The sequence below is a fragment of the Ornithinimicrobium cavernae genome (assembly GCF_003121625.1).
Classification (GTDB): domain Bacteria; phylum Actinomycetota; class Actinomycetes; order Actinomycetales; family Dermatophilaceae; genus Ornithinicoccus; species Ornithinicoccus cavernae.
Genome location: NZ_QDDJ01000006.1, coordinates 1 through 24,110 on the forward strand (window position 1 = coordinate 1; position 24,110 = coordinate 24,110).

The following is a 24,110-nucleotide window of genomic DNA, read 5'->3' on the forward strand; positions in this document are numbered from 1 at the left end:
AGACCGAGGTCATCTGGCACATCCCGCGACCCTTCACCGCCACCGGCTTCGGGTGACCACCCCGCCCCGCACCCCGCCACCACCGGCGGGGTGCACACCCATGTCGAGAACCCCCCAACACGGCCCGCCGACCGAGGACCCGCCACCGGCTGCCGTCGACCGAGGACCGGCCACCGGCTGCCGTCGACCGAGGACCGGCTACCGGCTGCCGTCGACCGAGACCAGACCACCGGGGCGCAGCCGGCCGACGACTGGGCCCGTCATCCAGCCGATGTGTGCTGGGGGACTCCGGTGCGCAGGAGCAGACCCTAGTTCTCCGAGTGGTGATCGAACGCGGCCAACACCTGCGTGGGGTCGACGTCCGCGACAGAGGCGTCCGCCCACCGTGGGGCGTTGTCCTTGTCGACGAGCAGGGCCCGCACGCCCTCGACGAAGTCCGGGTGCGCCGCGAAGTGCCGGCCGAGCCGGGTGTCCTGCGCCAGCACCTGGTGGACGTCCATGTCGGCGGCCCGGCGGAGCGCCTCGAGGGTGACCACGACCGAGTGTGGGGAGCGGGCCGCGATCGCCTGGCCGGCGGCGCGTGCCGCAGGGTCGGCGTGCTCCCGGAGGCGACGCAGGATCTGTGTCGCGTCGCGGCCTGCGTAGCACTCGTCGATCCAGCCGCGCTGCGCCTCGAGCTCCGAGACGGGGGCGACCTGCGCCTCCTCCTGTGCTGCCTCGTCGCCGCCGTCCGGTTCGACATCCTCGCCGTCCGGTTCGGCAACCTCGCTGGACGGTTCGACATCCTCGCCGGACCGTGCGGCGCCAGACCGTTCCGCGCTGGACGGCTCGGCCCCGTCGGGTCGTGACGCCTCGAGCCCCGCGGCCAGGTCGGCCAGCACGCGCTCCTTGTCACCCTGCGCCACCACCCCGTCGGCCACCCCCAGCACGACCGCATCGGCGGGTCCGACCGGCAGGCCGGTCAGTGCCACGTGGGTGCCCAGCTCGCCGGGGGCGTGGGCCAGGTAGTAGAGCCCGCCCACGTCCGGGAAGAAGCCGATGATGGTCTCGGGCATCGCGACCTTGGCGCGCTCGGTGACCAGCCGCTTCGAACCGTGCGCCGAGATCCCGACCCCGCCGCCCATCACGACGCCGTCCATCCAGGCGACATACGGCTTGGGATAGTCCGCGATCAACGCGTTCAGCTGGTACTCCTCCTGCCAGAAGCGCAGCACCTCCTCCTGCTCGCCCGCCAGGATCAGCTCGCGCAGCGCCCGCACGTCCCCTCCGGCGCACAGGCCCTTGTCTCCCGCGCCCTCGATGAAGACGGCCCCCACACCGTCGTCGACCGCCCAGGCCCGCAGCTGGAACAGGAGTGAGACGCACATGTCCGTCGTCAGCGAGTTCAGGGCCCGCGGACGGTTGAGCCGCACCCGACCGATCCGGTGCGCGACGGCATACTCCACATCAGGGGTGTGGCCGGGAGCGGGGGCGAACGTGAGCTCGGCAGCAGTGGTGGAGGTCATGGGCACGACCCTACGGCGACGGCGCGAGCCGGTGGGTGGTGGCTGCGCACGTAGACTTCCGCGCATGGGTAAGGCATCACGACGCAAGCGGCAGGCCGAGGGCACCAAGGCTCCGGCCCGGGCCCCGTTCGTCAACCGACCGTTCGAGGGACTGGCCAACGAGACCGACTGGGTCGCGATGCGCGAGATCATCCCGGCGGCGACGGCTCAGGTCACCATGGAGCTCGACGGCACGCCGCGGGAGGTGACCCTGGTTTCTGTGCTCCCCGGGGCCCTGCCGGCGCTCCACCGTGCCAGCGGAGAGATCCTCGTGGCGCTGCAGTCGCGCACGCACAGCGGTGACGCCAGCCGGGACATCGTGCTCGCCGCGCAGACCGCGCAGGCCACCGAGCCCGGCCAGCCGGTGCCGGCGATCCCGACCGCGACGGCCGAGACCCCTCGCCTCCAGGACGTCCTGGCCGACGGGACCGAGCTGGTCGTGCAGGTGCAGGACAACTTCAACTTCTGGATCGCCGAGGAGGACGCCACTCCCGAGGTGCTCGCCTCCCTCGAGCAGACCAACGAGGCCGCCGTCCCGACCGTGCCCGTGCCCGGCCGGCCCTCGACCTACTGGTGCAAGATGAGCGACCGCACCTACGTCCGCTGGATCCTCGGCGAGGACGAGGACGAGGCGACCAGGGCGTTCGCCCGTCTGCAGGCGGCCGGCGAGCACACCCTCGGCGAGGGCACGGCGCTGCTCGGGGCGTTCCGGGCCGCCGGGCTGCTCGTCCCGGTGCTCGAGGTCGACCCGGCCACCGACCCGGCCGACCTGACCGGCCCCCTGCAGGAGCTGGCCGACCGGTATGCCGCCGCGCTGGCCGAGGACGACCCGCTCACCCCGGAGGAGCGCCGGGCCCGCGACGGCCTGGTCAGCCGGCAGGTCACGCTGCGGTGAGTATGCCGTCAGGCACCGACAGCGGACCGGCTCCGGACCCGCAGGGGTCGGGTCGTGGTCCGGAGGGTCGGTTGCCGGAGCGGGTGGCCGCCATCGTGTCGGCCAAGGACGAGGAGGAGCGCCTCGGCGCAACGCTGGATGCGCTCGCCCGGATCACGGTGGTCGACCTGGTCGTCGTGGTCGACGACGGCAGCACGGACGGGACCCTGCGTGTCGCCAACCTGGCCGGCGTGCAGACCGTCAAGCACCAGGCCAATATGGGCAAGGCGCAGGCGATGACCAGCGGTGCGAAGGTCGTCGCCCTGCTGGAGGCGGAGGAGGGCGGAGCCCACCAGACGGACAATCCGCGTGCGCTGCTGTTTGTCGACGCGGACCTGGAGGAGAGCGCCGTCAACCTGGATCACCTCTGCGTGCCCGTCGTGACTGGCGAGGCCGACATGGCGATTGCCACCCTGCCGCCGCAGAGGACCTCGGGCGGTGGTTTCGGCTTCGTGGTGCGTCTGGCCCGCGACGGCATCGCCCGGCTGGCGGGCCGCACGATGGCGCAACCGCTGAGCGGCATGCGCTGCCTCACGAGGGAGGCCTTCGAGGCGGCCCTGCCGCTGGCCCCGGGCTGGGGCGTCGAGGTGGGCCTCACCGTCGACGTGCTGCGCAACCGTGGACGCGTCGTTGAGGTGCCCGTCGAGCTGCACCACCGGGTCACCGGGCGCGGACCGGGGGCACAGCTGCACCGGCTGCGGCAGTACCGCGACGTCGCCCGGGCACTGAAGGTGCGCGGAACCAGCTGACGCATCCGCGGCGACGGGCACGCCCTCAGAGGCGTGCGTCCTCTACACAGTCGGCCGATCCCTCGGGTACGTTGTGCGGGTGTCGCCCGACGACCCCATGGACCACGTCCGCCGCAGGGTGCTGAACATGTCACCGGAGGAGGTCTCCGCCGCTCTCGAGCAGATCAGCGCCCTCGGGACGGGGGAGCAGTTCGACTTCCGACCGGTGCGCAACCGCGCCGTGGAGCTGCCGGCCCCGCCGTCCACGCCCCAGTCCCTCACGGTGCGGGTTGCGGTGGACCACACCACTCCGCTGGTCTGGCGACGACTCGTGGTGCGCGGGGACGTGACGCTCGACGCGTTCCACGAGGTGATCCAACGCTCGCTCGGCTGGCAGGGCCACCACCTTCACCGCTTCTGGGCACCCACGGATGAGGGGCGCACGCGTGGGGCACACTTCGAGACCGAGGCCGACCTGGCCGAGGGCGAGGAGGGTACCCCCGAGGCCGAGGTGCGCCTGGACCAGCTCCTGCGGGAGCCGGGGGACCAGGTCGCCTACACCTACGACTTCGGCGACGGCTGGGACCACACCGTCGACCTCGAGACCACCGGACCGCTCGACCGGGACGCGCCGAGGGCCCGGTGCCTGGCCGGGGAGCGGGCCGGGCCGCTGGAGGACTCGGGAGGACCCCCGGGCCACCAGGAGCTCGTCGAGGCCTTCGCCAGCGACCCGGCCCTGTCCTCGCTCCGGGAGGAGGTGCGGGAGTGGCTACCGACGGGGTGGGACCCCGGCCACCTGGACCTGGACCAGGTCAACACGGCGCTGTCCCTCGTCGGAGCCACCGCCGACGAGATCTTCGCGACCTGTGCCGGCGGCCACCCGCCCCCCGAGGCCCTCGGACCGCTGCTGGAGATCGCGCCGCCCGATGTGGTGATCGAGATCGCCGCCATGTGCCGGGACGCGGCCACCACAGAGCTCGACCTGGACGCCGACGACCTCGCCCAGCTGGCCCGGCCCTACCGGTTCCTGGTCGACCTGGCCGGTGCGGACGGCATACCGCTGACCTCGGCCGGGTGGATGAAGCCGGCCGTCGTCGAGCAGATCTTCACCGGGCTCCGCATCGGCGAGCGGTGGATCGGCAAGGGCAACCGCGAGGACCTGACACCGCCGGTCGCCGAGCTGCGCGCGCTCGCCGTGGACCTGGCTCTGCTCCGCAAGCACAAGGGACGGCTGCTGCGCACCCAGGCTGCAGCCCGACGGTCCACCGACCGGGAGTTCGTGGGCCTCATCGCCGGTGCGCTCCTGCGCCACCGCAACCCCTGGGTCCAGTCGGCGCGGGCGCTCTTCGCCCTCTGCACGGCGAGTCGCGGTCGGCAGGCCGGGGAGTGGGCGGACACCGTGGCCGACCTGATGACACGCAGCGGGCTGGGCACCGGAGCCTTCGGGATGGACCGGTGGGACGTGCTGGACCTGGTGGATCCGACCAAGGCGGTCCTCCACCCCTCCGGGACACCCTGCCTGCCGCCGCACCCGCGTGAGGACCAGCACGCCGTGGCGCTGGCGGTGTTCGCGCTCTGGCCGGCGCGGCTGTCGGAGCTGGGCGCGCAGTAGGAGGGGTGCCACGGGCCAGTCGCGTCCGGTGAGGGCACACCGGGCGCGAGTCAGTGGTCGTGCGTGGGCGGCTCCGGATGGTTGTCACTGGTCCCGCGAGGGCTCCTGGGGGACGCCGGTCGTGACCTGGCTACCGACGGCGACGGCAGCGGCGATGGCCACGGCCAGGCCGATGCCGACGATCGCGATGCCCGAGTCGTTCAGCGCCCACCCGAGGGTCACGCAGGTCAGCACGGCGCCGGCGGTGGCGCGCGACAGCGGAAGGTGCCACAGGGGAGCGAGCCGCCGACCGGCCCACGAGGTGGGACGGAGCACCGCCCACACCAGCACCACCAGGACGAGGACCGCCACCCAGGAGACGGGGTAACGCACCAGGATGCCCAGGCTCTGGTCCAGCTTGCGGGCCACGATGTCCACGGCTCCGCCGTCCATCACCGACTGCAGGAAGTCGCCCAGGTGGGTGCGCGAACCAGCCGGCCGCAGCCAGTCGACGAGCATCAGGACCCCTGCCACGACCACGGCTGTGGCACCCATCAGGAGAGCACGGAGGGGAGTGAGATGGATGCCGGCCGCAGCCAGGCCGAGGACGCCCACCGCCACGACGAGCGCGGGCACCCCGCCGAAGTCCGCGCCCCACATCGGTGCCCCGTCGGTCAGCACCAGCAGCAGGCCCAGAACCCCGACGACGAGCACCGCCGCCGTTCGTCGTGCCATCGGTCTCGACCGCAGCAGGCCCGCGAGGAACCCGGCGAGCAGCAGCCCGGACACCGCGAAGATGCCGTAGCCCACGTTGCCCATCCCGTGGAAGCGTCCCGCGGTGAGGGGCTGCACGCCGAGGATCGAGATCAGCCCCAGCCTGCCGCCGAGGACGACGTCGGCGCCGAGCACCACCACGGTGAGCGCGGCCACCACGATCGGTGGGCCCAGCGGATGCCGCCGCCACGGTCCGGCCAGCGCGACCGTGGCGTGGACCGCGGCGAGGAGAACGGTCGCGGCGACGAGCGCCACCCAGCGGGGCTCGGCCCGCCACCACGGCACAAGTCCGGCGAGGAACGTCGAGGACGGGAACGCCATCGCGCCCAGCGCCACCCACCGGGTCGCTGCGCGGCGGCCCGTCGCCGCGAGCACGCCGAGCACCCCCAGCACGAGGAGGCAGCCCAGACCGAGCAGCGGCACGGCGAGGGCCTGCGCTCCGCCGGTCGCGGCGGCGAGTCCCTGCAGGGTGTCCAGCCGCTCGCTGGCGCCCGCCCTGGTGGGCACCACCTCCACGGGTTTCCCGCTCACCTCGTCGGGGGCCTGCGCGCCCGCCAGGGCCAGGACGGTCGCGGTCAGGTCGGTCGTCTGCACCAGGCCGGTCTGCTGCGTCGTGCCCGAGTGCAGTGCCCCGGCGACCACGCCCTCCCGCCACACGACCGCCGCCTGCACCGCGGCCCGGTCGTCCCGGTCGGCGAGTCCGGCCACCACCAGCGTCGCGTCACGGGGCAGCCGGTCCTGCAGCGCCGCCAGCTCGGCGTCGAGGGCGGCCGCGTCGCCCGCGTCCGAGACGACCCCGCCGTCCAGCAGGGTGACCCCGCAGACATCCGGCTCGTAGGCCGTCAGCCCACCCTCGGCATACCGGCTCACCCCTCCCTGTGGCGCGGCTGCCCCCAGCGCAGCGAGCGGACCGACCGCCCGGACGCAGCCCCCGGACGCCTTGAGGGTGGCAGCGAGGGTGCCGAGGCGGGAGTCCAGGGGGCGTCGTTGCGCGGCCTCGACCCAGGAACGCCACTCGGGGACGCTCGCGGTGACGTCACCCCCTGTCATCGACTCGCCCGTCACGACCTCCGGCACTGCCGCACAGTCCTGCACCCCGTCGTCGTCCGCCGATGCGCGCTGGCCGGCCCCCAGCGTCAGCCAGCCGTCGGCGGGGCAGGTGACCTCGTGGGTCCCTCGGACGATCAACCCCGCCGACGCCCCGTCCGCGACCAGGGACCAGAGCGTCGGGGTGCCCTGCCTGCTGACGTCGGACCAGGTCAGGCCCGGTGCCCCCACGAGCACGACCTCGCCCCCGGTCCTCTCCACCGGCTCCGCGCCCACGCCCGTCGTGCGCGCTCCGAGCAGGCTCGCCGCCATCGTGCCGACGAGCAACAGGACGACCAGTCCGAACACCGCCCACGCGAAGCGGCGCCCTCCGGACTCGGTCATGACCCGACACTATCCAGGCCTCCTGACCCTGACCTGGAGGTTGACCCTCACCACACGGACTGGCAGTTCGCGCTCCCCGACGACCCGGTCGTGCTGAGTCCGGATCGGGATGGCCCGAACTGCCAGTCCGTGTGGCGGCTCTGGGCGGACGGCACTGGCGAGCGAGTGCGATGGGGGGACGCCTGCGGGCGTGCCGTCGCCGGGGAGAGGTGAGCGATCGGCATACGCTCTGGGGGTGAGCACCACCGCCCTGATCGTCGCCGTCGCGGCCCTGCTCGTCGCGCTCGCCGCGCTCGGTCTGGGGTGGCTCGCCCACCAGCGGCACCAGCTCATCCAGCGCCGGTATGCCGTGCTGTGGGGCGAGGGGACGGCTGACGTGACCTCGGTGCTGGCTCAGCAGGCCCGGCGGATCGGTGTCGAGCGCGCCCGGATCGACGCCGTGGAGAAGTCGGTGACCGGCCTGCGTGGAGACCTCGCCCAGGCGCTGCAGCACGTCGCTGTCGTGCGCTACGACGCCTTCGGTGACATGGGCGGGCGGATGTCGTTCTCCGTGGCGGTCATCGACGACAACGGCGACGGCATGGTGATCAGCTCGATCCACGCGCGGGGGGAGTCCCGCACCTATGCCAAGGGGATCGTCGGCGGTGGCAGCGACACCACGCTCACGCCGGAGGAGCAGCAGGCACTCGCGGCCGCACGGGACGACTCCGCCGGGGGGTGACCGGTCTCAGTCACGGGGGAGGCGGACCAGCAGGCTGCCGGGGTTGACCGTGACGCTCATCGCGGTGGCCCGGCCCAGGGTGTCGCCGTCGAGCTGGATCTCCACCGGGGAACCGGCCACCACCTCGACCGTCTTCGCCGTGAAGTAGTCGACCCGCTGGTGCCCCCGGCTGCTGCGGGTCACGAGCCGGGTGACCACCGCGCCCCAGCCGACGAGTCCCTCGGGGGAGAGCAGCACCAGGTCGAGGATCCCGTCGTCGGCCCTGGCCTGCGGCACGAGGTTGAGCCCGCCGGTCAGCTTGCCGACGTTGCCGACCATCACGCTGCGCACCCGGCGGTGCATGCGGGTGTCGTCGTCGGCCTGCACCTCCACCTTGAACTGCGGGCCGCGCAACCGCTGCACCCCCGAGACCAGGTAGGCGGCCCAGCCCATCTGCTTCTTGAGCTTCTCCGGCGCGTTGGCCATCACCTCGGCGTCGAACCCGAGCCCGGCCATCACCAGGAAGACGTGGTCCTCGACCTCCCCCTCGCCCCGGCCGGGCACCGGCGGGACCTCATCCAGGTCGTCCGCGTCGACCGGCGGCGGGGTGTCCTCCTCGTCGGCGTGCAGCGGCCGCCGCAGCCGCAGGCTGCCCGTGTCGATCGGAGAGCTCTCACCTGTCAGCGCAACCGTCATGCCCTGGGAGAGGCTGGTGACCGGCAGCGAGAGGTTGCGCGCCAGGAGGTTGCCGGTGCCACCGCTCAGCAGACCCATCGGCACCCCGCTGCCCACCAGCGCCGACCCCACGATGCGGACCGTGCCGTCGCCACCGAGGGCGCACACCAGGTCCACCCCCTCGGCCAGCGCCTGCTTGGTCTGCCCGTAGCCGGGGTCGTCCTCGGTGGTCTCCAGCCACAGCGGGTCGGCCCAGCCGTGCGTGCGGCACACCTCCTCGATCTCGGCGCGCGGCTTGTCGGTGTTGTTGCCGTCGAACTTGGTGGGGTTGACGACAACGGCGGCACGGGGCCGGTCCGCCTGGGCCTGCCCCTCAGTGGCCGGCTCGGTGCGTTGCCGCCCCCGCTTGCCGCCTGCCGGGGCGACCGAGCCGAACACTCCCGCGCCGACCGCCAGGACCGGGCCCAGCCCGGGGAGCCGTCCGGCTGCGTGGGTCTGCGACATCGCGAGGCGTAGCAGCAGGGCGATCAGCACGAGGACGATCAGGGTCAGGAACCACCAGTCGGTCACCTGCTCAACGTACCCGCCCGTAACCCCGTTCGCGGACACGTACCCTGGGAGGGTGATCGATATCCGGCAGCTTCGTGAGGACCCAGAGCGGGTGCGCGCCTCGCAGCGCGCCCGCGGTGAGGACGACGGCGTGGTCGACGCCGTCCTGGACGCGGACCGCAGGCACCGTTCCGGCCTGTCCCAGTTCGAGAGCCTGCGCGCCGAGCAGAAGTCGTTCGGCAAGAAGGTTGCTGCCGCCAAGGGCGAGGAGAAGCAGGCGCTCCTCGCCGAGGTCAAGGAGACCGCCGCCCGCGTCAAGGAGCTGGAGGCGGCCAAGGACGAGGCCGCCGTCGAGCGCGACCGGCTGCTCCGCTCGATCGGCAACGTGATCATCGAGGGTGTTCCCACGGGTGGCGAGGACGACTTCGTCACCCTCGAGGAGGTCGGCTCGCCGCGTGACTTCGCGGCCGAGGGCTTCGAGCCCCGGGACCACCTCGAGCTGGGTGAGCTGCTCGGTGCCATCGACATGTCCCGGGGGGCCAAGGTCTCCGGCTCGCGCTTCTATTACCTGACCGGGCCCGGCGCCCGGCTGGAGCTCGCCCTGATGAACCTGGCGCTCGACCGCGCCCGGGACGCCGGCTTCGTGCAGATGCAGGTGCCGACGCTGGTGACCCCCGAGACCATGGCTGGTGCCGGGTTCCTCGACGCCCATGCCGACGAGGTCTACCGCCTCGAGGCCGACGACCTGTTCCTCACCGGCACGTCCGAGGTGGCGCTCGCCGGCTTCCACGCCGACGAGATCCTCGACCTCAGCGCCGGACCGCGCCGCTACACCGCGATGAGCACCTGCTACCGCCGCGAGGCGGGCAGCTACGGCAAGGACACCCGGGGCATCATCCGGGTGCACCAGTTCCAGAAGGTCGAGATGTTCGTCTACTGCCGTCCCGAGGACGCGGAGACCCAGCACGAGAGCCTGCTGAAGTGGGAGCGCGGCATGCTCGACGACCTGGGCCTGGCCTACCGCGTCATCGACGTGGCTGCCGGCGACCTCGGCGGACCCGCGGCCCGCAAGTTCGACTGCGAGGCCTGGATCCCTACGCAGGGCGCCTACCGGGAGCTGACCTCCACCTCCAACTGCACGACCTACCAGGCACGCAGGCTCAACACCCGCGAGCGTGCCGAGTCCGGGACCCGGATGGTCGCCACCCTCAACGGGACCCTGGCCACGACACGGTTCCTCGTGGCGCTTCTGGAGACCCACCAGCAGGCCGACGGCTCGGTCACGGTGCCCGAGGTGCTGCGTCCCTACACCGGCTTCGACGTCCTCACCCCCGTTGGCTGAGTAACCACCCAGGGCCTGGGCAGCCAGCGGGCGGACGCCGTCACGTCCGTTGCTGAGCAGCCACCCAGGGCCTGGGCAGCCAGCGGGCCGACGTCCACCTCCGCCGCACGGGGGAGGCACCGCCGGCGCGCGCCGTCCTACCCTTGGCGGATGGACCGTATCGCCCACCTGCTGGGGGCCGACGAGGAGTGGGAGCGTCCCACGCCCACGGCTGCCCAGCGGCGCAGCGACGTGTGGCTCGCCGTCGGTGCCTACCTGTTGGCCGCCCTGTCGATCGAGCTGGCCCGCAGCCTCGGCGTCCTCGAGGACGCGAACGGGGCGGTCGACGTCCTCACCCAGCACGCTGCCGCCGCGTCCGGTGCGGTGCTGCTCATCTGGCGCCGGTCGCGCCCGCTCGTGATCGCCGCGCTCGCCAACCTGCACCTCTATGTCGTCGGGACGCTCCAGCCGGTCGTCGCGGGGAGCCTGGTGATGCAGGCGCTGTACTTCTTCGCGGTGTTCTCCGGCGTCGCCTGGGCCCGGGACCGGCGCTCCCTCGGCTACCTGTTGCTCAGCTTCTTCGTGCTCCTGGCGCTCTGGCTGGCCTGGCTCTTCGCGCTGAGCTCCGGGCTGCAGGACATCTACAACAGCCTGGGGGTCGACACGGGCTTCACCGGCGGACTGTTCAACGTCCCGACGGCGGCGGTCGGCTGGGTCACGCTCAACAACCTGCTGTTCCTCGGAGGGGCCATCCTGCTCGGCCAGGTGGTCTGGCGCGGTGCCCTCCACACCGCGGGTGAGCTGGAGGCCGCCGCCACGGTCCGCGCACAGGCGGCCCGCCTCCGGGACCAGGCGGTGGTCGCCGAGCGGCTGCGGATCGCCCGGGAGCTGCACGACGTCGTCGCACACCACGTCTCGGTGATGGGCGTGCAGGCGGCCGCCGCCCGGCGCGTCCTGGAGAGGAACCCGGACGCCGCGCGCGAGGCGCTCGGTGCGATCGAGGGCTCCTCGCGCAACGCCGTCGGTCAGATGCGTGAGCTGCTCGGCACCCTGCGCAGTGGCGAGCTCGCCGCGGACGGCTCCACGGAGGACGGCGGGCCGGACCCGGAGACGGACCGGGCACCGCAGCCCGGGCTGGACGACCTGCCGGAGCTGGTGCACCAGGCCTGCACGCCGACCTGCGAGGTCAGCTACGCCCTCGTCGAGAACCGGCCGGGCGACGCCGGCGAGGTGCCGGCCGCCCTGCAGCTCACGGCATACCGGATCGCCCAGGAGTCCCTGGCCAACGTGCGCCGCCACTCCACGGCGACCCGCGCCTCGGTGGTCGTGCGCGTCGGGGAGACGCTCGAGGTCGAGGTCCTCGACAACGGCGCGCCACGCCACGGGACGTCCGGCACCGGTCTCGGGCAGCAGGGGATGCGGGAGCGCGCCGAGCTGCTCGGCGGTGCCGTCGAGATCGGCCGGCGGCACGGTGCGGGCTACCGCGTCCGGGTGACCCTCCCGCTGTCCGGGGTGGGTGCCCACCCGGCGATCGGCGCCGGAGCCGGCCGGTGAGCGTCCACGCGACCGGCGGTCCGGCCAACCGTCCGATCCGGGTCATGCTCGTGGATGACCAGCCGCTCCTGGTGTCCGGCTTCACTATGATCCTGTCCACCGAGGAGGACATCGAGGTCGTCGCCCAGGCCAGCAACGGTCGCGAGGCCGTCGCCGAGGTGGCCCGGGTCCGGCCGGACGTGGTGCTGATGGACGTCCAGATGCCCGTGCTGGATGGCATCGAGGCGACCCGCCTCGTGGCGGACGCGACCCGGGTGATCATCCTGACCACCTTCGACCGTGACGACTACCTCTTCGATGCGCTGTCGGCCGGTGCGAGCGGCTTCCTGCTCAAGAACGCCGATCCCGACGACCTGGTCGACGCCGTGCGCGCCGTCGCCCACGGCCACGCGCTGCTCGCCCCCGAGGTGACCAGCCGGGTGATCGCGCGGATGACCGAGGGGGGCCGGTCGGGCTCGGCCAGGCACGCGGAGGCGCTGGACCGTCTGACCGCCCGCGAGAGGGAGGTCCTTGGTCACGTCGCCCGCGGACTGAGCAACGCCGAGATCGCCGCCGAGATGTTCGTGGGGGACGCCACGGTCAAGACACACGTCTCCAACGTGCTGTCCAAGCTGCACCTGCGCGACCGCGTCCAGGCGGTGGTCTTTGCCTATGAGGCGGGCCTGGTCACGCCACAGTGAGCCGCTGCGGGTGGACCCCTCGGCCCGGCCTCCCCCGCGCGGCGGAGGCCGAAGATCCCCCTCGCCGCCGATGTGCAGGACGGTGTCCTCCTGACAGATTGGGGGTCTCACCGAAGGAACGAGGGGAGTGCAGATGTTAGGGGCACACGGGCTGACCCGGCAGTATGCCGAGGTGCGGGCGGTCGACGACGTCACCTTTGAGGTGCCGGCGGGCAAGATGATCGGCTTCGTGGGGGGCAACGGTGCGGGCAAGACCACGACGATGCGGATGCTGATGGGGGTGCTCGCACCGACCGCTGGGGACGTCAGCTGGGACGGTCGTCCGGTGACGCGCGCGGACCGCACCCGCTTCGGCTACATGCCGGAGGAGCGGGGGCTTTATCCCAAGCAGGGCGTGCTGGACCAGCTGACCTACCTGGGCCGGCTGCACGGCATGAGCCAGCACGATGCGCAGGGCCGGGCCCGGTCCCTCCTCGAGCGGTTCGGTCTCGGCGAGCGGCTCAAGGAGAAGGTCGAGAAGCTCTCGCTGGGCAACCAGCAGCGCGCCCAGATCATCGCTGCCGTCCTCGGGGACCCGCTCGCGCTCATCCTCGACGAGCCGTTCTCGGGGCTCGACCCCGCGGCCGTCGACCAGATGGCCGACCTGCTGCGCGAGCACACCGCCAACGGCGTTCCGGTGCTCTTCAGCAGCCACCAGCTCGACCTCGTCGACCGGCTGTGCGACGGGATCGTCGTGCTGCACAAGGGCCGGGTCGTGGCCAGCGGCACCTCGGAGGAGCTGCGTGGCAGCGCCCCGCTGCGCTATGTGCTGAGCCTGACCGCTGACGCCGGCTGGGTGCGGGGCGTGCCGGGCGTGCGGGTGCTCGACCTCGACGGCGCGACCGTCCAGCTGGAGCCAGAGACCGAGGAGGTCGCCCAGCGGTTGCTCACCGAGGCCGTCTCCCGCGGCGGGGTCCGCGAGTTCAGCAGGGTCCGTCCCTCCCTGAGCGAGATCTACCGAGAGGTGGCCGCGGCATGAGCACCACGTCACCCTGGTCACTGGTGGCGCTCCGCGAGCTCCAGGTGCGGCTCACCGACCGCAACTTCCTGCTGGGCACCGGAGCGACCATCGTCGTGATCATCGGCATCTTCGCCGTCCAGGGTTTCCTCATGGGCGGCGGGGCACCGTCGTTCACGGTCGCGGTCACCGGCGAGGACGGCGCCACGGTGGTCGCCGAGGCGAGGGAGGCGCTGCAGGAGACCGACGAGGAGGCTGTCCTGGAGGCGGTGCAGGTCGCTGACGCCGCCGCAGCAGAGACCGCCCTCACCGACGAGTCGGCCGACGCCGCGCTGCTGCCCGTCGCCGACGGGTGGGAGTTCGTCACCGACGGCGAGGCGGACAGCCAGCTCCAGGGCGTGGTCAGCGAGGCCGTGCGCTCCACGACCCTGCAGGCCAACGCCGAGGCGGTCGGCACCAGCGTGGAGGACCTGACCGCGGGCACCGTGGTGCAGAACCGCGACATCTCAGGCGGCGACGACGAGTCGCGCTTCGTGGTGTGGGTCGCCGGCTTCGCGATGGCGATGCTGTTCTACATGTCCGCCATCATGTTCGGGATGGCGATCGCCAGCTCGGTCGTCGAGGAGAAGCAGTCCCGGATCGTGGAGATCCTCGCCGCCGCGATCCCGGTGCGCGCGCTGCTCACCGGCAAGGTCCTCGGCAACACGGTGCTGGCCTTCGGCCAGATGGCGGTGATGGGCGCGGTCGCCCTGGTCGGCCTGACCTTCACCGAGTACGACCAGTACCTCTCGACGCTCACCCAGGGCTTCCTCTGGTACATCCCGTTCTTCATCCTGGGGTTCCTCGCGCTCGCCTGTGTCTGGGCAGCGGCCGGGGCGATGGCCTCACGGACCGAGGACCTGCAGGCCACCACGATGCCGCTCACGATGGGGCTGGTGCTGGTCTTCATCGTCGGCCTCAGCCTGGAGGGCACGGCCCGGGTGATCGGGTCCTTCGTGCCGGTGCTGTCCACGATCCTCATGCCGATGCGGCTGCTCGACGGCACCGCGGCGTGGTGGGAGGCCGCTCTCGCGCTCGTCCTGACCGCGGTGTTCTGCCTCGTGACCATCGGGGCCGGCACCCGGCTCTACCGCCGGTCGCTGCTGCAGACGTCCGGACGCGTCTCCCTCAAGGCTGCCTGGGCAGGCGGCGAGTGAGGGTCTGACCCGGCGGGGTGCCCGGGTCAGGGTGGGTCCGGCGGGGGTCGGAGCCACCACACGGTGGGTCGGTCGCGCAGGGGGCGACCGACCCACCTCACGATTTTCTCCGCATAAGGTCAAAGAATGGTAAAGTAGGCCGCTAGGTCGATGAACCGCGGGGGGACCGCAGGCATCGCCGAAACCACCCACCCGCTGCCCGCGGGATCTCGACGAACGGAGCCCTGCCATGCGCACGACCTCTTCCCCCTCCTCAACCCGCTCGGCCACCAAGGCCCTTGTCGCAGCCGGCCTCGGCGTCGTCCTGCTGGCCGGTGCCGGCGGCACCTTCGCCCTCTGGAGCGCCGAGGACAGCACGACTACCGGCACGGTCACGGACGGCCACCTGGCCCTGGACGTGGCTGCCGGGCACTGGGAGACCGCCGCCGGCGCGCCCATCGGTGACCTCGCGGCATACCGGATGGTTCCCGGCGACTCCATCACCTTCGTCACCGAGGTCACCCCGACCATCGTGGGGGACAACCTGAGGGCCACCCTGCAGGGTGCGCTGCCGCAGCAGCCGGCGACCCACTGGGAGGTCGTCGCGTCCCTGCCCGACGGTCTGACCGTCGTCGACGCCGGGGACAATGGCGTCGCGATCCCCCTCACGGTGAGCGTCACCCTGCCCGCCTCCTCCGGCAACGAGAGCCAGCAGCAGGTGCTGGCCCTGGACGACCTCACCCTCACGCTGCAGCAGGTCGCCTCCACGATGTGAGCCCGGGCCCGACCGACAGTCCTGAGGAGGTGAGCAGCAGATGAGGACCTGGGTGCGACGCGGCCTCACGCCGGTGCTGGCGCTGCTCTGCCTGGTGGCCGTCGCCGTGACGGCCCCCGCCGGCGTCACCCAGGCGGCCTGGACCGACTCACGGTCGGTGCCGCTCGGAGTGGTCACCAACGACGGGATATCAGTTGACGTCACTGCCGACGATGGCGTGGCGGACCTGGCGGACACCACCACGCTCGGCGTGCACAACACCTCCGCCCGCCTGGACGGCCTGCTCTCGGTCGAGGCGGGAGTCGCCCCCGTCGGATGGGACAGCGGGCTGGCGGCCCGGTTGACGACCGGCTATGCCACCTGTGCGTCCGGCCGGCCGGTGGGTGAGGAGCCGCTGGCCGCCGGCGCCTTCACGGAGCTGTGCCTGCGGACGACGCCGGCACAGTCGGGCGGTGAGCTGCTGCGTGCCCACGCCGGTGCGACGGTCGAGATCACGAGCACCGTGACCCAGCGGGCGGCCACAGCGCCTTCCTGGGATGCCCGGGACGCGGTCACGACCCGTCATGCGCTCGAGTTCCCGCGGCCCACGCACCCCGGCGACGCCCTCACCGTGGAGGCGGTCTGCCGGAGCTCACGGCTCGGGCCCGCGACGCTTTCCTGGGCGTGGCCCGACTCGAGCGGACACGCTCCGGGCCAGGCCTCGCCCGCTGTGCACCACTGGGGGCTGCAGCGGTGGGACGCCCGGGCACAACGGTGGGACGAGGTGCGGTCCTTGGCGGGCAGCGAGCGCTCGACGACGCTGGGTGCCGAGGTGGTCCTCGGTCTCCTCCAGCCCGACACGTTCCGCATCGTCGGCTATCCCTCAGCCGACCCCGGCCGGCCCCACATCGGCACCTTCCAGGTGGACGTCCGCACCGTGCTCGGCCTGCTCGGCGTCGTCGTCAGTGCCTCGTGCACGGGAGTGCAGGCGGTGTCGTGAGGCACCTGCGACGGCTGTCCGCGGTCGTTGCCTGGGTCGCCCTGGTCGGCGTCGCCGGGCTGCTCGTGGTGATGGTGCTCGTCCCCCGGCTCACCGGCTGGGTGCCCCTGACCGTGCTCACCGGCTCGATGGAGCCGGCGATCCCCGCAGGGAGCATGGTCGTCGTCGAGCGGATCGACGGTGAGGCCGACCTGGACCGGATCCAGATCGGTGACGTCATCACCTTCCTGCCCCGCACGGACGATCCCCACCTGGTCACGCACCGCGTCGTCGGTGAGGGAGGGCGGTCCGACGGCAGCACGGTCTTCACCACCCGGGGCGATGCCAACGGCGCGGACGACCGCGAGCCGGTCGGTGCCACCCAGATCCGTGGCCGGGTGCGCTATCACGTGCCCGGCGTCGGACACGTGTCCCAGCTGCTGAACGTGGAGCAGAAGCGGCTGGGCGTGATCGTGGTCGCCGGGGTGCTGTTCCTGTATGCGGGTGGTCAGGTCGTGCGTGCCGTCCGGCGGCGCCCGTCGGCCGGCTCCGGGCAACCTGCTGAGGACGGGTCAGGGCAACGTGATGAAGATGACAGCGAGCGGGCATAATCCGGGGCCGTTCATTGTTGACAAAGCCATAGAATGGCGTTGGCTGATGAACCGGCGGGGTCCGCACGTCGTCACCACCCCCCACCCCTCTTTTCCTGAAATGGATGCTGCACGCATGACCGGCCACTTCGCGATCTCGCCCCGCACCTCTCCCACCGTCTGCCCGCGCTGTGGTCGCGGCGTGGACGTGTCCGCCATGGGCACCCTGGCTCCGCACAACGTCCGCCCCGTCGGCGGCCCCTCCTGCGAGGGCTCTGGCAAGGCGCCCGCCTTCGTCCCCCCGTGGCCCGGGACCGTCAAGCTGAGCCAGCCGCGGGTCCTGCGCCTGCGGACGGGGCGCCTCGGCCGGATCGGGCGCAGGTCCAGGGGCGACGTCCCCGCCGCCTGAGGCACCGAGGGGCAGCTCCGCCTGACGGCTGGGCGACGATCTCGGGCGCGATGGACCTCAGAGCTGGTCGACGACCTTGGGCGTGACAGGCCTCAGAGCTGGTCGACGACCCGCTTGGCGTCAGCCAGTCCGAGGCCGGTGAGCTCCCGCACCAGCTTGATCGCGGGGATCACCTTGCCCTCCCGCTTGAGCGCCCGGACCCGCTCGAGGTCGGCCCGGACCTCGCTCGGGATCTCCGCAGCGTGCTGCGACGCAGGAGGAGGGGGCTCGCCCGGTCCTGCCTGGGCCGACGCACCCGGGGCGGAGGGGTCCTGCTGCACCCGGTCCCGGAGGGCGTCCACCTGTCGGGTCAGCCGGTCAAGCTTGGTCTCGAGCTCGCTGACGCGCGCGGTCAGCCGGTCGATCTCGGGGTTGCCGAACAGCGCCATGTCAGCCCTCTCGCGTGGCCGCCAGGGACAGCAGGTCGGAGGCAACCTGCTCGAGGAGGACCGCCAGGCCGTCCTCCTCGACGGGCGCCGTCGTCTCGTCTGCCACGGCGATCACCTCCGGCGGGGCCTGCCCCATGGCCACTCCTCGGGCCGCCCAGCCGAGCATCTCCAGGTCGTTGCGCTGGTCGCCGACAGCGATGGTGCACGACGGCTCGATGTGCAGCTGCCGGCGGACCTGCTCCAGCGCACTGCCCTTGGAGACGCCCTCCGGCGCCAGGTCGAGCCACGCCGTGAAGCCGACCGCGTAGTTCACGCCGTGCAGGCCGATCCGGTCGACCAGCTCCGAGAAGCTCTCGGCGGAGCCGTTCGGGTCCCGGAAGGTCACGCGGGTGGCAGGGGAGGAGACCAGCTCCTCGTGGTCCACGATGCGCAGGTCACCCTGGAGCTCGCCGTCGGGGAAGGGCGCGCTCAGCTTGAACCCCACGCCCACCTCCTCGACCGCCACGAGGGCGTCGGGACGCGCCTCGCGGAGCAGCTCCACAGCCGGCCGCGGGTCGAAGGTGACGGCTTCCGTCACGCGGTACCCCTCGTCATACTCCGGGTCCAGGGCCAGGGTGATGGCACCGTTCGAGCAGACCGCGATCCCGCCCTCCCGGACCAGCCCGAGCTCCTCGATGATCGGCATCGTGGCCACGGCCGAGCGGCCGGTGGCAATGACGATGTGGGCACCGGCGTCGCGGAGGGCGCCGATCGCGTCGGCCACCCGCCGTGAGAGGTGACCGTCGTGGTGCAGGATCGTGCCGTCGACGTCGAGCGCGATGAGGAGCTGCTCGGCTGGGACCTGTTGGCTCACGCGCCTCACGCTACCGGCCCGTCCGGGCCTCAGGGCCGGGGGGCTCGCTGGAGTCGGCTGGCTGGGGTGCCCGGTGGTCTGGAATGCTGGCCCGCGATGGAAGAGCTGCTGATCACCTCGCCGGCAAACCCCCGACTCAAGGCCCTGGCCGGCCTCCGCCGCCGACGCGTCCGTGAGTCCGAGGGGCGGACCCTCATCGAGGGCTACGAGGAGCTGGAGCTGGCGCTGGAGGCCGGGGTGGTCCCCCGCGTGGTCTTCTACTGCCCCGAGCTGATGCACGACCCGCTGGCTCAGGCCCGCGTCGTCGACACGGTGCGCTCCCGGGGGTCTGAGGTCGTCCGGCTGGGGCGCGCCGCCTTCGAGAAGGTCGCCTATCGGGAGGGGCCCGACGGCTTCCTCGCCGTGGTGGACACCGTCACCCGCAGCTGCGCCGACCTGGACGTCCCGCAGAACGCGCTCATGCTGTTCTGTGAGGCGGTGGAGAAGCCGGGCAACCTCGGCGCGATGCTGCGCACCGCGGACGCCGCCGGGGTGGACGCCGTGCTCGCCGCGGACCCGGTCACCGACTGGGGCAACCCCAACCTGGTGCGCGCCAGCAAGGGCACCGTGTTCTCGGTCCCGGTCGTGAGCGACACGACCGACCGTGCCCTCGGGTGGCTTGCGGACCACGGGATCGCGCTGGTGGCCGCGACACCGGACACGGAGGTGGAGTACACCGACCTGGACTACACCGGACCGGTCGCGGTGGCCGTGGGCGCGGAGAAGACCGGCCTGACCGAGCGCGTGCTGGCAGCGGCCACGCACCGGGTGCGGATCCCGATGGTGGGGCGCGCGAACTCCCTCAACGTGTCGACGTCGGCGGCGATCATCACCTACGAGGCGGTGCGCCAGCGCCGCAGTGCCACGCACCCGTAGCCGCGCCACCCACCCGTAGCCGCGCCACCCACCCGTAGCCGCGCCACGCACCGTAGCCGCGCCACCCACCTGTAGGGGGCCCGCCCTCTCGGCACTCCTCTCGCCCGTCTACGCAGCCTGACGTAGCTAGGAGCCTCCCGGTGGCGGACGCGTCGGCGGCCCGATCCGAGCACGGTGGAGGAACGACAGTTCCCGACCCTCGGAGGAGACCATGAACACCCTGACCGACCTCGCCACCCTCGCTGCCGGCACCGGCGACCGGTGGGACGGACCACCCTTTCCGTTCTTCCTGTTCCCGCTCTTCTGGCTGGCGGCGTTCGCGCTCGTGGCGGTCCTGATCTGGACCGGCCGCAGGCGTCGCGACCGGACCGCGGGCCGCCGGGCAGGTGAGCAGCGGCTGGCCGAGCGCCTGGCCGACGGTTCCATCGACGCCCAGGAGTACCGCGCCCGGCTGGAGATCCTGCGGGAGAAGTAGCCACTGCGCTGCCGGTGGCTCGTCGCCCGGGCCACCGGTAGCACGGCGGTCCCGGGCACGGCCACCGGGCCTGGTTAACAGTTGACCAAACCGGTGTGCCACGATGACGCAATGCGGATCGATCACGTGAGTTACGCGGCGAGTCCGGCGGGGCTGCAGGCGACGGCAGAGGAGCTCGGTCAGAAACTCGGCATCACGCCGCGCGACGGTGGTGTGCACCCGCGGTTCGGGACCCGGAACGTCATCCTCCCCCTGGCCGGCGACCGTTACCTCGAGGTCGTCGAGGTGCTCGACCACCCCGCATCCGACAAGGCCCCGTTCGGCCAGGCAGTCCGTGCCCGGTCCGAGCTCGGTGGCGGCTGGATGGCGTGGGTCATCGCGGTGGACGATCTGGGCGGGGTCGAGGAGCGCCTCGGACGGCGGGCCGTCGAGGGACAGCGCCACACGCCCGAGGGAGTCGAGCTGCACTGGCGCCAGATCGGGATCCGCGGTCTGATCGCTGATCCCCAGCTGCCGTTCTTTGTCCAGTGGGCCTCCATGGAGCACCACCCGTCGCGCCTCGACCACTCCCCGGTCAAGCTCACCGGGCTCCACATCTCCGGTGACCCCGCGCGGATCCGGGAGTGGCTCGGCATCGCCGAGCGCGGCGACTGGGAGCAGGAGGTGGACTTCACCTTTGAGCAGCACGAGCGCCCAGAGCTGGAGTCCGTCACCTTCCAGTGTGCCGACGGCCCGGTCACCATCTGAGCGTGCGGGGCCGTCGGGAGCACTGCTCCCGGCACGTGGTCAGACCCCAGGGAACAGACGTCATACCAGCGGGTGAGCTGCGGCTCACCCGTTGGTTGCGACGGCGCCCCGGTCTGCCTCCCGGCGGTGTGGCGAGAACGCGACCTTGAGGCGATCCGTTGCGGGACAGCTGATTTCTAGCGTCGGGGACATGGTCTCTCGACGCTCCTCCTCGTTCGTGCTCGGTCTCGCGGCTCTCGCTGCCGCCGGTGGTCTGACCCTGGTCACCACCGGTGCCGAGGCCGGTCAGGAGGAGACGCCGGCCGCTGCAGCGGTCCGGGCACTGACCTCCGGCACGGCAGCGGAGGCGCTGGCCGCGGTGCCGGAGGACTTTGCGCAGGTCCGTGGCTACCAACCCGTCCTCGAGGACGGGCAGCTGGTGCGGGCCGACGGCAGCTGCTCGTCCCCCGTGCCGCTCCCCGCCGGCTTCGAGCCGGCTTGTCGGCAGCACGACTACGGCTACGACCTGCTGCGGTATGCCGAGGAGGTCGGCTCGCCGCTGGGCCGCTGGGCCCGGGGAGCGATCGACGACCGGTTCGCCGAGCGTCTCCACGAGGTGTGCGCTGCGCCGGCCGACCCTGCGTCGGCTGAGGCGACATCGGCCGACCCTGGGTCGGTCGAGGAGGCACCGGCGGCCCCTGCGTCGGTCGAGGCGTGCGAGGTCAGTGCGACGGTCGCGGTCACCGGGATCGAGATCAACTCGCGTCGGCAGGGTGACGGCGTGCCCGAGGAGACGGTCTTCACCCGGGCCGGGCTGGCGAGCTCGGCCCTCGGCGTGGCCGGGCTGATCGGCGCGGTGCCCCCGTCCCGCCGGCGCGGGGTCGCCCGTTGAGTGACCTGGCCACCGCGGGCACCGTCTGCGCGCAGACGGGTGAGTGAGTCACCCCACGACTCAGTCACCCGTCGCTGGCAGGCGCCACGTTCAGGCCCGACCGGCGGGGCTCAGCGCCCGTAGCCGCGCAGCCGCAGGCTGTTGAGGACCACCAGCACGCTGGACAGCGCCATGGCACCGCCGGCGATCATCGGGTTGAGCAGTCCGAACGCGGCCAGCGGGATGGCCGCCGTGTTGTAGCCGAACGCCCACACCAGGTTCTGCTTGATGACTCGCAGCGTCTGGCGCGACAGGCCGATCGCCTCCGCCACGGTGTCGACGTCGGCGCGCATCAGCACGATGTCGGCCGACTCCATCGCGACGTCGGTGCCCGAGCCCATCGCCATGCCGAGGTCGGCCTGGGCGAGGGCCGCCGCGTCGTTCACGCCGTCGCCGACCATGGCGACGACGCGGCCCTCCCGCTGGAGCGCGGTGATCCGGGCGTGCTTGTCCTGGGGGAGCACGTTGGCCTGCACGTGGTCGATCCCCACCTGCTGGGCGACGGCGGCGGCGGTGTGCTCGTTGTCACCGGTGAGCAGGTATGGCGTGAGGCCGAGCTCGCGCAGACGGCTCACCGCCGCGGCACTCGTGGGCCGGACGGCGTCGGCGACGGTGAGGGCGCCGTGGGCCGTGCCCTCCCAGCCGACCAGGACGGTCGTGCCCGTGCCGGCATCCAGTGCGGCCTGCAGGTGGGCGGGGACCTCCTCGAAGAGGTCCGGCTTGCCGACCCGCACCGTCATCCCGTTGACCGAGCCCTCGGCGCCCTGCCCGGGAAGGTTGGTGAAGCTGCGGACCCGGGGCAGGTCGATCCCGCGGTCCTCGGCGGCGCTCACGATCGCTCGCGCGATCGGGTGCTCGCTGCCCTGCTCGACGGCGGCCGCGGCCTTGAGCACGGCGTCCTCCCGGAACGTGCTCACGATGTCGCCGAGCACCGGCTCACCCGTGGTGACGGTGCCGGTCTTGTCCAGCACGACGGTGTCGATGGTGCGGGTGCTCTCCAGGATCTGCGGGCCCTTGATGAGGATGCCCAGCTGTGCGCCCCGGCCGGTGCCGGTCAGCAGTGCGGTGGGTGTGGCCAGCCCCAGCGCGCAGGGGCAGGCGATGATGAGGACCGCCACGGCCGGCTCAAGAGCCTCCGTCACGCCGTGTCCGGTGACCAGCCACAGCAACAGGGTCACCGCAGCGATGACCAGGACGGCCGGGACGAACACGGCGGACACCCGGTCCGCCAGCCGCTGCACGGGGGCCTTGCCCATCTGGGCGTCCTCGACGAGCTTGGTGATCCGGGCCAGGGTGGTCTCCGCGCCGACCCGGGTGGCTCGCACGATCAGTCGGCCGTGACCGTTGATGGTGCCACCGACCACCTCGTGCCCCTCCGAGACCTCCACGGGCATCGACTCGCCGGTGACCATGGAGGTGTCCACGGCGCTGTCGCCCTCGAGGACCGTGCCGTCGGTGGCGATCTTCTCGCCAGGGCGGACCACGAAGTTGGCGCCGATGGAGAGCTGCTCGACCGGAATCCGGTGCTCCCGCCACGCGCCGGCACCGTCGGTGCGCAGCACCGCGACGTCCTTGGCGCCGAGCTCCAGGAGCGAGTGCAGGGCCGACCGCCCCTGGGCCTTGGCCCGGGCCTCGATGTAGCGGCCGATCAGCAGGAACGCCGTGACCGCCCCCACCACCTCGAAGTACAGGTGGTCACTGAACCCGGTCAGCACGGCCACGACCGACCAGCCGAAGGCAGCGGTGATGCCGATCGAGACCAGCGTGTCCATCGTGGAGGACAGGTGCCGGGCGTTGATGGCCGCGGCCCGGTGGAACGGCCAGGCCGCCCACGTGTAGATCGGGATGGTCAGCACCAGCTCGAGCCACGGTCCTGCGCCGCCGAGCGCGTCCCTGACCGGCATCACCATCGCGATGAGGACCACGAGCGCACCCAGCGCGGACGCCACGATCGCCCGGCGGCGCAGTGAGTCGGCCGGTGCCACATCGTGGGCCAGGTGGTCCTCGGGCGCCGGCTCCGGCGCGCGGTGCTCGTCGTGGTCACCGGACTGCCGCACCGGGCCCGCGGACCCTTCGGGGCCCGTGAGCGGCTCGGAGCCCGCAGGGCTCCCGGGGCGCTCGAGGGTCGCCGGGGCGGCGGTCGGGACCGACCCCAGGGGTGCCGCGCCGTAGCCGGCCGACTGGACCGTCTTCACGATGTCGGCGACGGTCAACGGCGCGGCATACTGCACCCGGGCCTTCTCGGTGGCGAGGTTGACCGCGGCCTCCACCCCCTCGAGCTTGTTGAGCTTGCGCTCGATGCGCGCCGAGCACGAGGCGCAGGTCATGCCGGTGATGGCCAGGTCGATGCTCTCGGTGGGCTGGTGCGTGGGAGCGGACACGGTTCTCCTCAGGGTG

General features: G+C 72.4%; 23 protein-coding genes. 17 read left to right on the top strand and 6 right to left on the bottom strand.

Annotated elements, in window-relative coordinates; genetic code table 11:
- Positions 1-308: 308 nt before the first annotated feature.
- Entirely contained in the window at positions 309-1,505 is a 1,197-nt protein-coding gene (locus DA085_RS07665; protein ID WP_109472383.1) for a 3-hydroxyisobutyryl-CoA hydrolase, read from the bottom strand.
- Positions 1,506-1,569: 64 nt separating this feature from the next.
- Between DA085_RS07665 and DA085_RS07670 the strand changes: the two genes are divergently transcribed.
- From DA085_RS07670 to DA085_RS20900, 3 genes are all read left to right on the top strand, one after another.
- Positions 1,570-2,439: a DUF5926 family protein gene (locus DA085_RS07670; RefSeq protein ID WP_109472384.1), complete on the top strand. Its 870-nt coding sequence runs from the start codon at positions 1,570-1,572 to the stop codon at positions 2,437-2,439.
- A gap of 2 nt (positions 2,440-2,441) precedes the next feature.
- The gene (locus tag DA085_RS07675; protein ID WP_109472385.1) at positions 2,442-3,227 is read left to right on the top strand and encodes a glycosyltransferase; all 786 of its coding nucleotides are present in this window, start codon (positions 2,442-2,444) and stop codon (positions 3,225-3,227) included.
- Between the two features lie 79 nt (positions 3,228-3,306).
- On the top strand, positions 3,307-4,818 hold the full coding sequence (locus tag DA085_RS20900; RefSeq protein ID WP_154402130.1) for a plasmid pRiA4b ORF-3 family protein: 1,512 nt from the start codon (positions 3,307-3,309) through the stop codon (positions 4,816-4,818).
- An 84-nt stretch (positions 4,819-4,902) separates the two neighbouring features.
- Here the strand turns inward: DA085_RS20900 and DA085_RS07685 are convergent, their stop codons facing one another.
- Positions 4,903-7,002 carry a hypothetical protein gene (locus DA085_RS07685; RefSeq protein WP_109472386.1) on the bottom strand — a complete coding sequence of 700 codons (2,100 nt, stop codon included), beginning with the start codon at positions 7,000-7,002 and terminating at the stop codon, positions 4,903-4,905.
- A gap of 235 nt (positions 7,003-7,237) precedes the next feature.
- Between DA085_RS07685 and DA085_RS07690 the strand changes: the two genes are divergently transcribed.
- Positions 7,238-7,723, top strand: a complete 486-nt coding sequence (locus DA085_RS07690; RefSeq protein ID WP_237565376.1) for a DUF4446 family protein — start codon at positions 7,238-7,240, stop codon at positions 7,721-7,723.
- 6 nt (positions 7,724-7,729) lie between these two features.
- On the opposite strand, the gene DA085_RS07695 is transcribed toward DA085_RS07690, so the two are convergent.
- Positions 7,730-8,947, bottom strand: a complete 1,218-nt coding sequence (locus tag DA085_RS07695; protein ID WP_237565377.1) for a diacylglycerol/lipid kinase family protein — start codon at positions 8,945-8,947, stop codon at positions 7,730-7,732.
- 52 nt (positions 8,948-8,999) lie between these two features.
- Between DA085_RS07695 and serS the strand changes: the two genes are divergently transcribed.
- The 9 genes from serS to DA085_RS07740 all read left to right on the top strand — a co-directional run bounded on the left by serS (position 9,000) and on the right by DA085_RS07740 (position 17,385).
- Positions 9,000-10,268 carry a serine--tRNA ligase gene (serS, locus tag DA085_RS07700; RefSeq protein WP_109472388.1) on the top strand — a complete coding sequence of 423 codons (1,269 nt, stop codon included), beginning with the start codon at positions 9,000-9,002 and terminating at the stop codon, positions 10,266-10,268.
- Positions 10,269-10,418: 150 nt separating this feature from the next.
- A complete protein-coding gene (locus DA085_RS07705) occupies positions 10,419-11,801 on the top strand; it encodes a sensor histidine kinase (protein WP_109472389.1) in 1,383 nt (460 codons plus the stop codon).
- 44 nt (positions 11,802-11,845) lie between these two features.
- Positions 11,846-12,481: a response regulator gene (locus tag DA085_RS07710; RefSeq protein WP_109472609.1), complete on the top strand. Its 636-nt coding sequence runs from the start codon at positions 11,846-11,848 to the stop codon at positions 12,479-12,481.
- A 133-nt stretch (positions 12,482-12,614) separates the two neighbouring features.
- The gene (locus tag DA085_RS07715) at positions 12,615-13,499 is read left to right on the top strand and encodes an ABC transporter ATP-binding protein (RefSeq protein ID WP_109472610.1); all 885 of its coding nucleotides are present in this window, start codon (positions 12,615-12,617) and stop codon (positions 13,497-13,499) included.
- Entirely contained in the window at positions 13,496-14,674 is a 1,179-nt protein-coding gene (locus tag DA085_RS07720) for an ABC transporter permease (protein WP_109472390.1), read from the top strand. Before DA085_RS07715 ends, DA085_RS07720 begins: the two co-directional genes overlap by 4 nt.
- Positions 14,675-14,903: 229 nt before the next feature.
- Positions 14,904-15,428, top strand: coding sequence for an alternate-type signal peptide domain-containing protein (locus tag DA085_RS07725; RefSeq protein ID WP_109472391.1), 525 nt, complete (start codon positions 14,904-14,906; stop codon positions 15,426-15,428).
- Between the two features lie 40 nt (positions 15,429-15,468).
- Complete coding sequence (locus DA085_RS07730; RefSeq protein ID WP_109472392.1) at positions 15,469-16,407, top strand: hypothetical protein; 939 nt, start codon at positions 15,469-15,471, stop codon at positions 16,405-16,407.
- Entirely contained in the window at positions 16,404-16,997 is a 594-nt protein-coding gene (locus tag DA085_RS07735) for a signal peptidase I (RefSeq protein WP_109472393.1), read from the top strand. The genes DA085_RS07730 and DA085_RS07735 overlap by 4 nt, the downstream gene beginning before the upstream one ends.
- A gap of 115 nt (positions 16,998-17,112) precedes the next feature.
- Positions 17,113-17,385 carry a hypothetical protein gene (locus DA085_RS07740; protein WP_109472394.1) on the top strand — a complete coding sequence of 91 codons (273 nt, stop codon included), beginning with the start codon at positions 17,113-17,115 and terminating at the stop codon, positions 17,383-17,385.
- A gap of 92 nt (positions 17,386-17,477) precedes the next feature.
- Here the strand turns inward: DA085_RS07740 and DA085_RS07745 are convergent, their stop codons facing one another.
- Positions 17,478-17,813 carry a ribosomal protein L7/L12 gene (locus DA085_RS07745; protein ID WP_109472395.1) on the bottom strand — a complete coding sequence of 112 codons (336 nt, stop codon included), beginning with the start codon at positions 17,811-17,813 and terminating at the stop codon, positions 17,478-17,480.
- A 1-nt stretch (position 17,814) separates the two neighbouring features.
- Positions 17,815-18,666, bottom strand: a complete 852-nt coding sequence (locus tag DA085_RS07750; RefSeq protein WP_109472396.1) for an HAD family hydrolase — start codon at positions 18,664-18,666, stop codon at positions 17,815-17,817.
- Positions 18,667-18,762: 96 nt separating this feature from the next.
- Here DA085_RS07750 and DA085_RS07755 point away from each other — a divergent pair, with 96 nt between their 5' ends.
- The 4 genes from DA085_RS07755 (at position 18,763) to DA085_RS07770 (ending at position 21,674) form a co-directional block, all read left to right on the top strand.
- Positions 18,763-19,581, top strand: coding sequence for a TrmH family RNA methyltransferase (locus tag DA085_RS07755; protein ID WP_109472397.1), 819 nt, complete (start codon positions 18,763-18,765; stop codon positions 19,579-19,581).
- A gap of 211 nt (positions 19,582-19,792) precedes the next feature.
- On the top strand, positions 19,793-20,056 hold the full coding sequence (locus DA085_RS07760) for a hypothetical protein (RefSeq protein ID WP_202619148.1): 264 nt from the start codon (positions 19,793-19,795) through the stop codon (positions 20,054-20,056).
- A 111-nt stretch (positions 20,057-20,167) separates the two neighbouring features.
- Positions 20,168-20,803, top strand: coding sequence for a VOC family protein (locus tag DA085_RS07765; protein WP_109472398.1), 636 nt, complete (start codon positions 20,168-20,170; stop codon positions 20,801-20,803).
- 190 nt (positions 20,804-20,993) lie between these two features.
- Positions 20,994-21,674, top strand: a complete 681-nt coding sequence (locus DA085_RS07770; protein ID WP_109472399.1) for a hypothetical protein — start codon at positions 20,994-20,996, stop codon at positions 21,672-21,674.
- Positions 21,675-21,784: 110 nt separating this feature from the next.
- Here the strand turns inward: DA085_RS07770 and DA085_RS07775 are convergent, their stop codons facing one another.
- Entirely contained in the window at positions 21,785-24,094 is a 2,310-nt protein-coding gene (locus tag DA085_RS07775; RefSeq protein WP_337189768.1) for a heavy metal translocating P-type ATPase, read from the bottom strand.
- Positions 24,095-24,110: the final 16 nt, after the last annotated feature.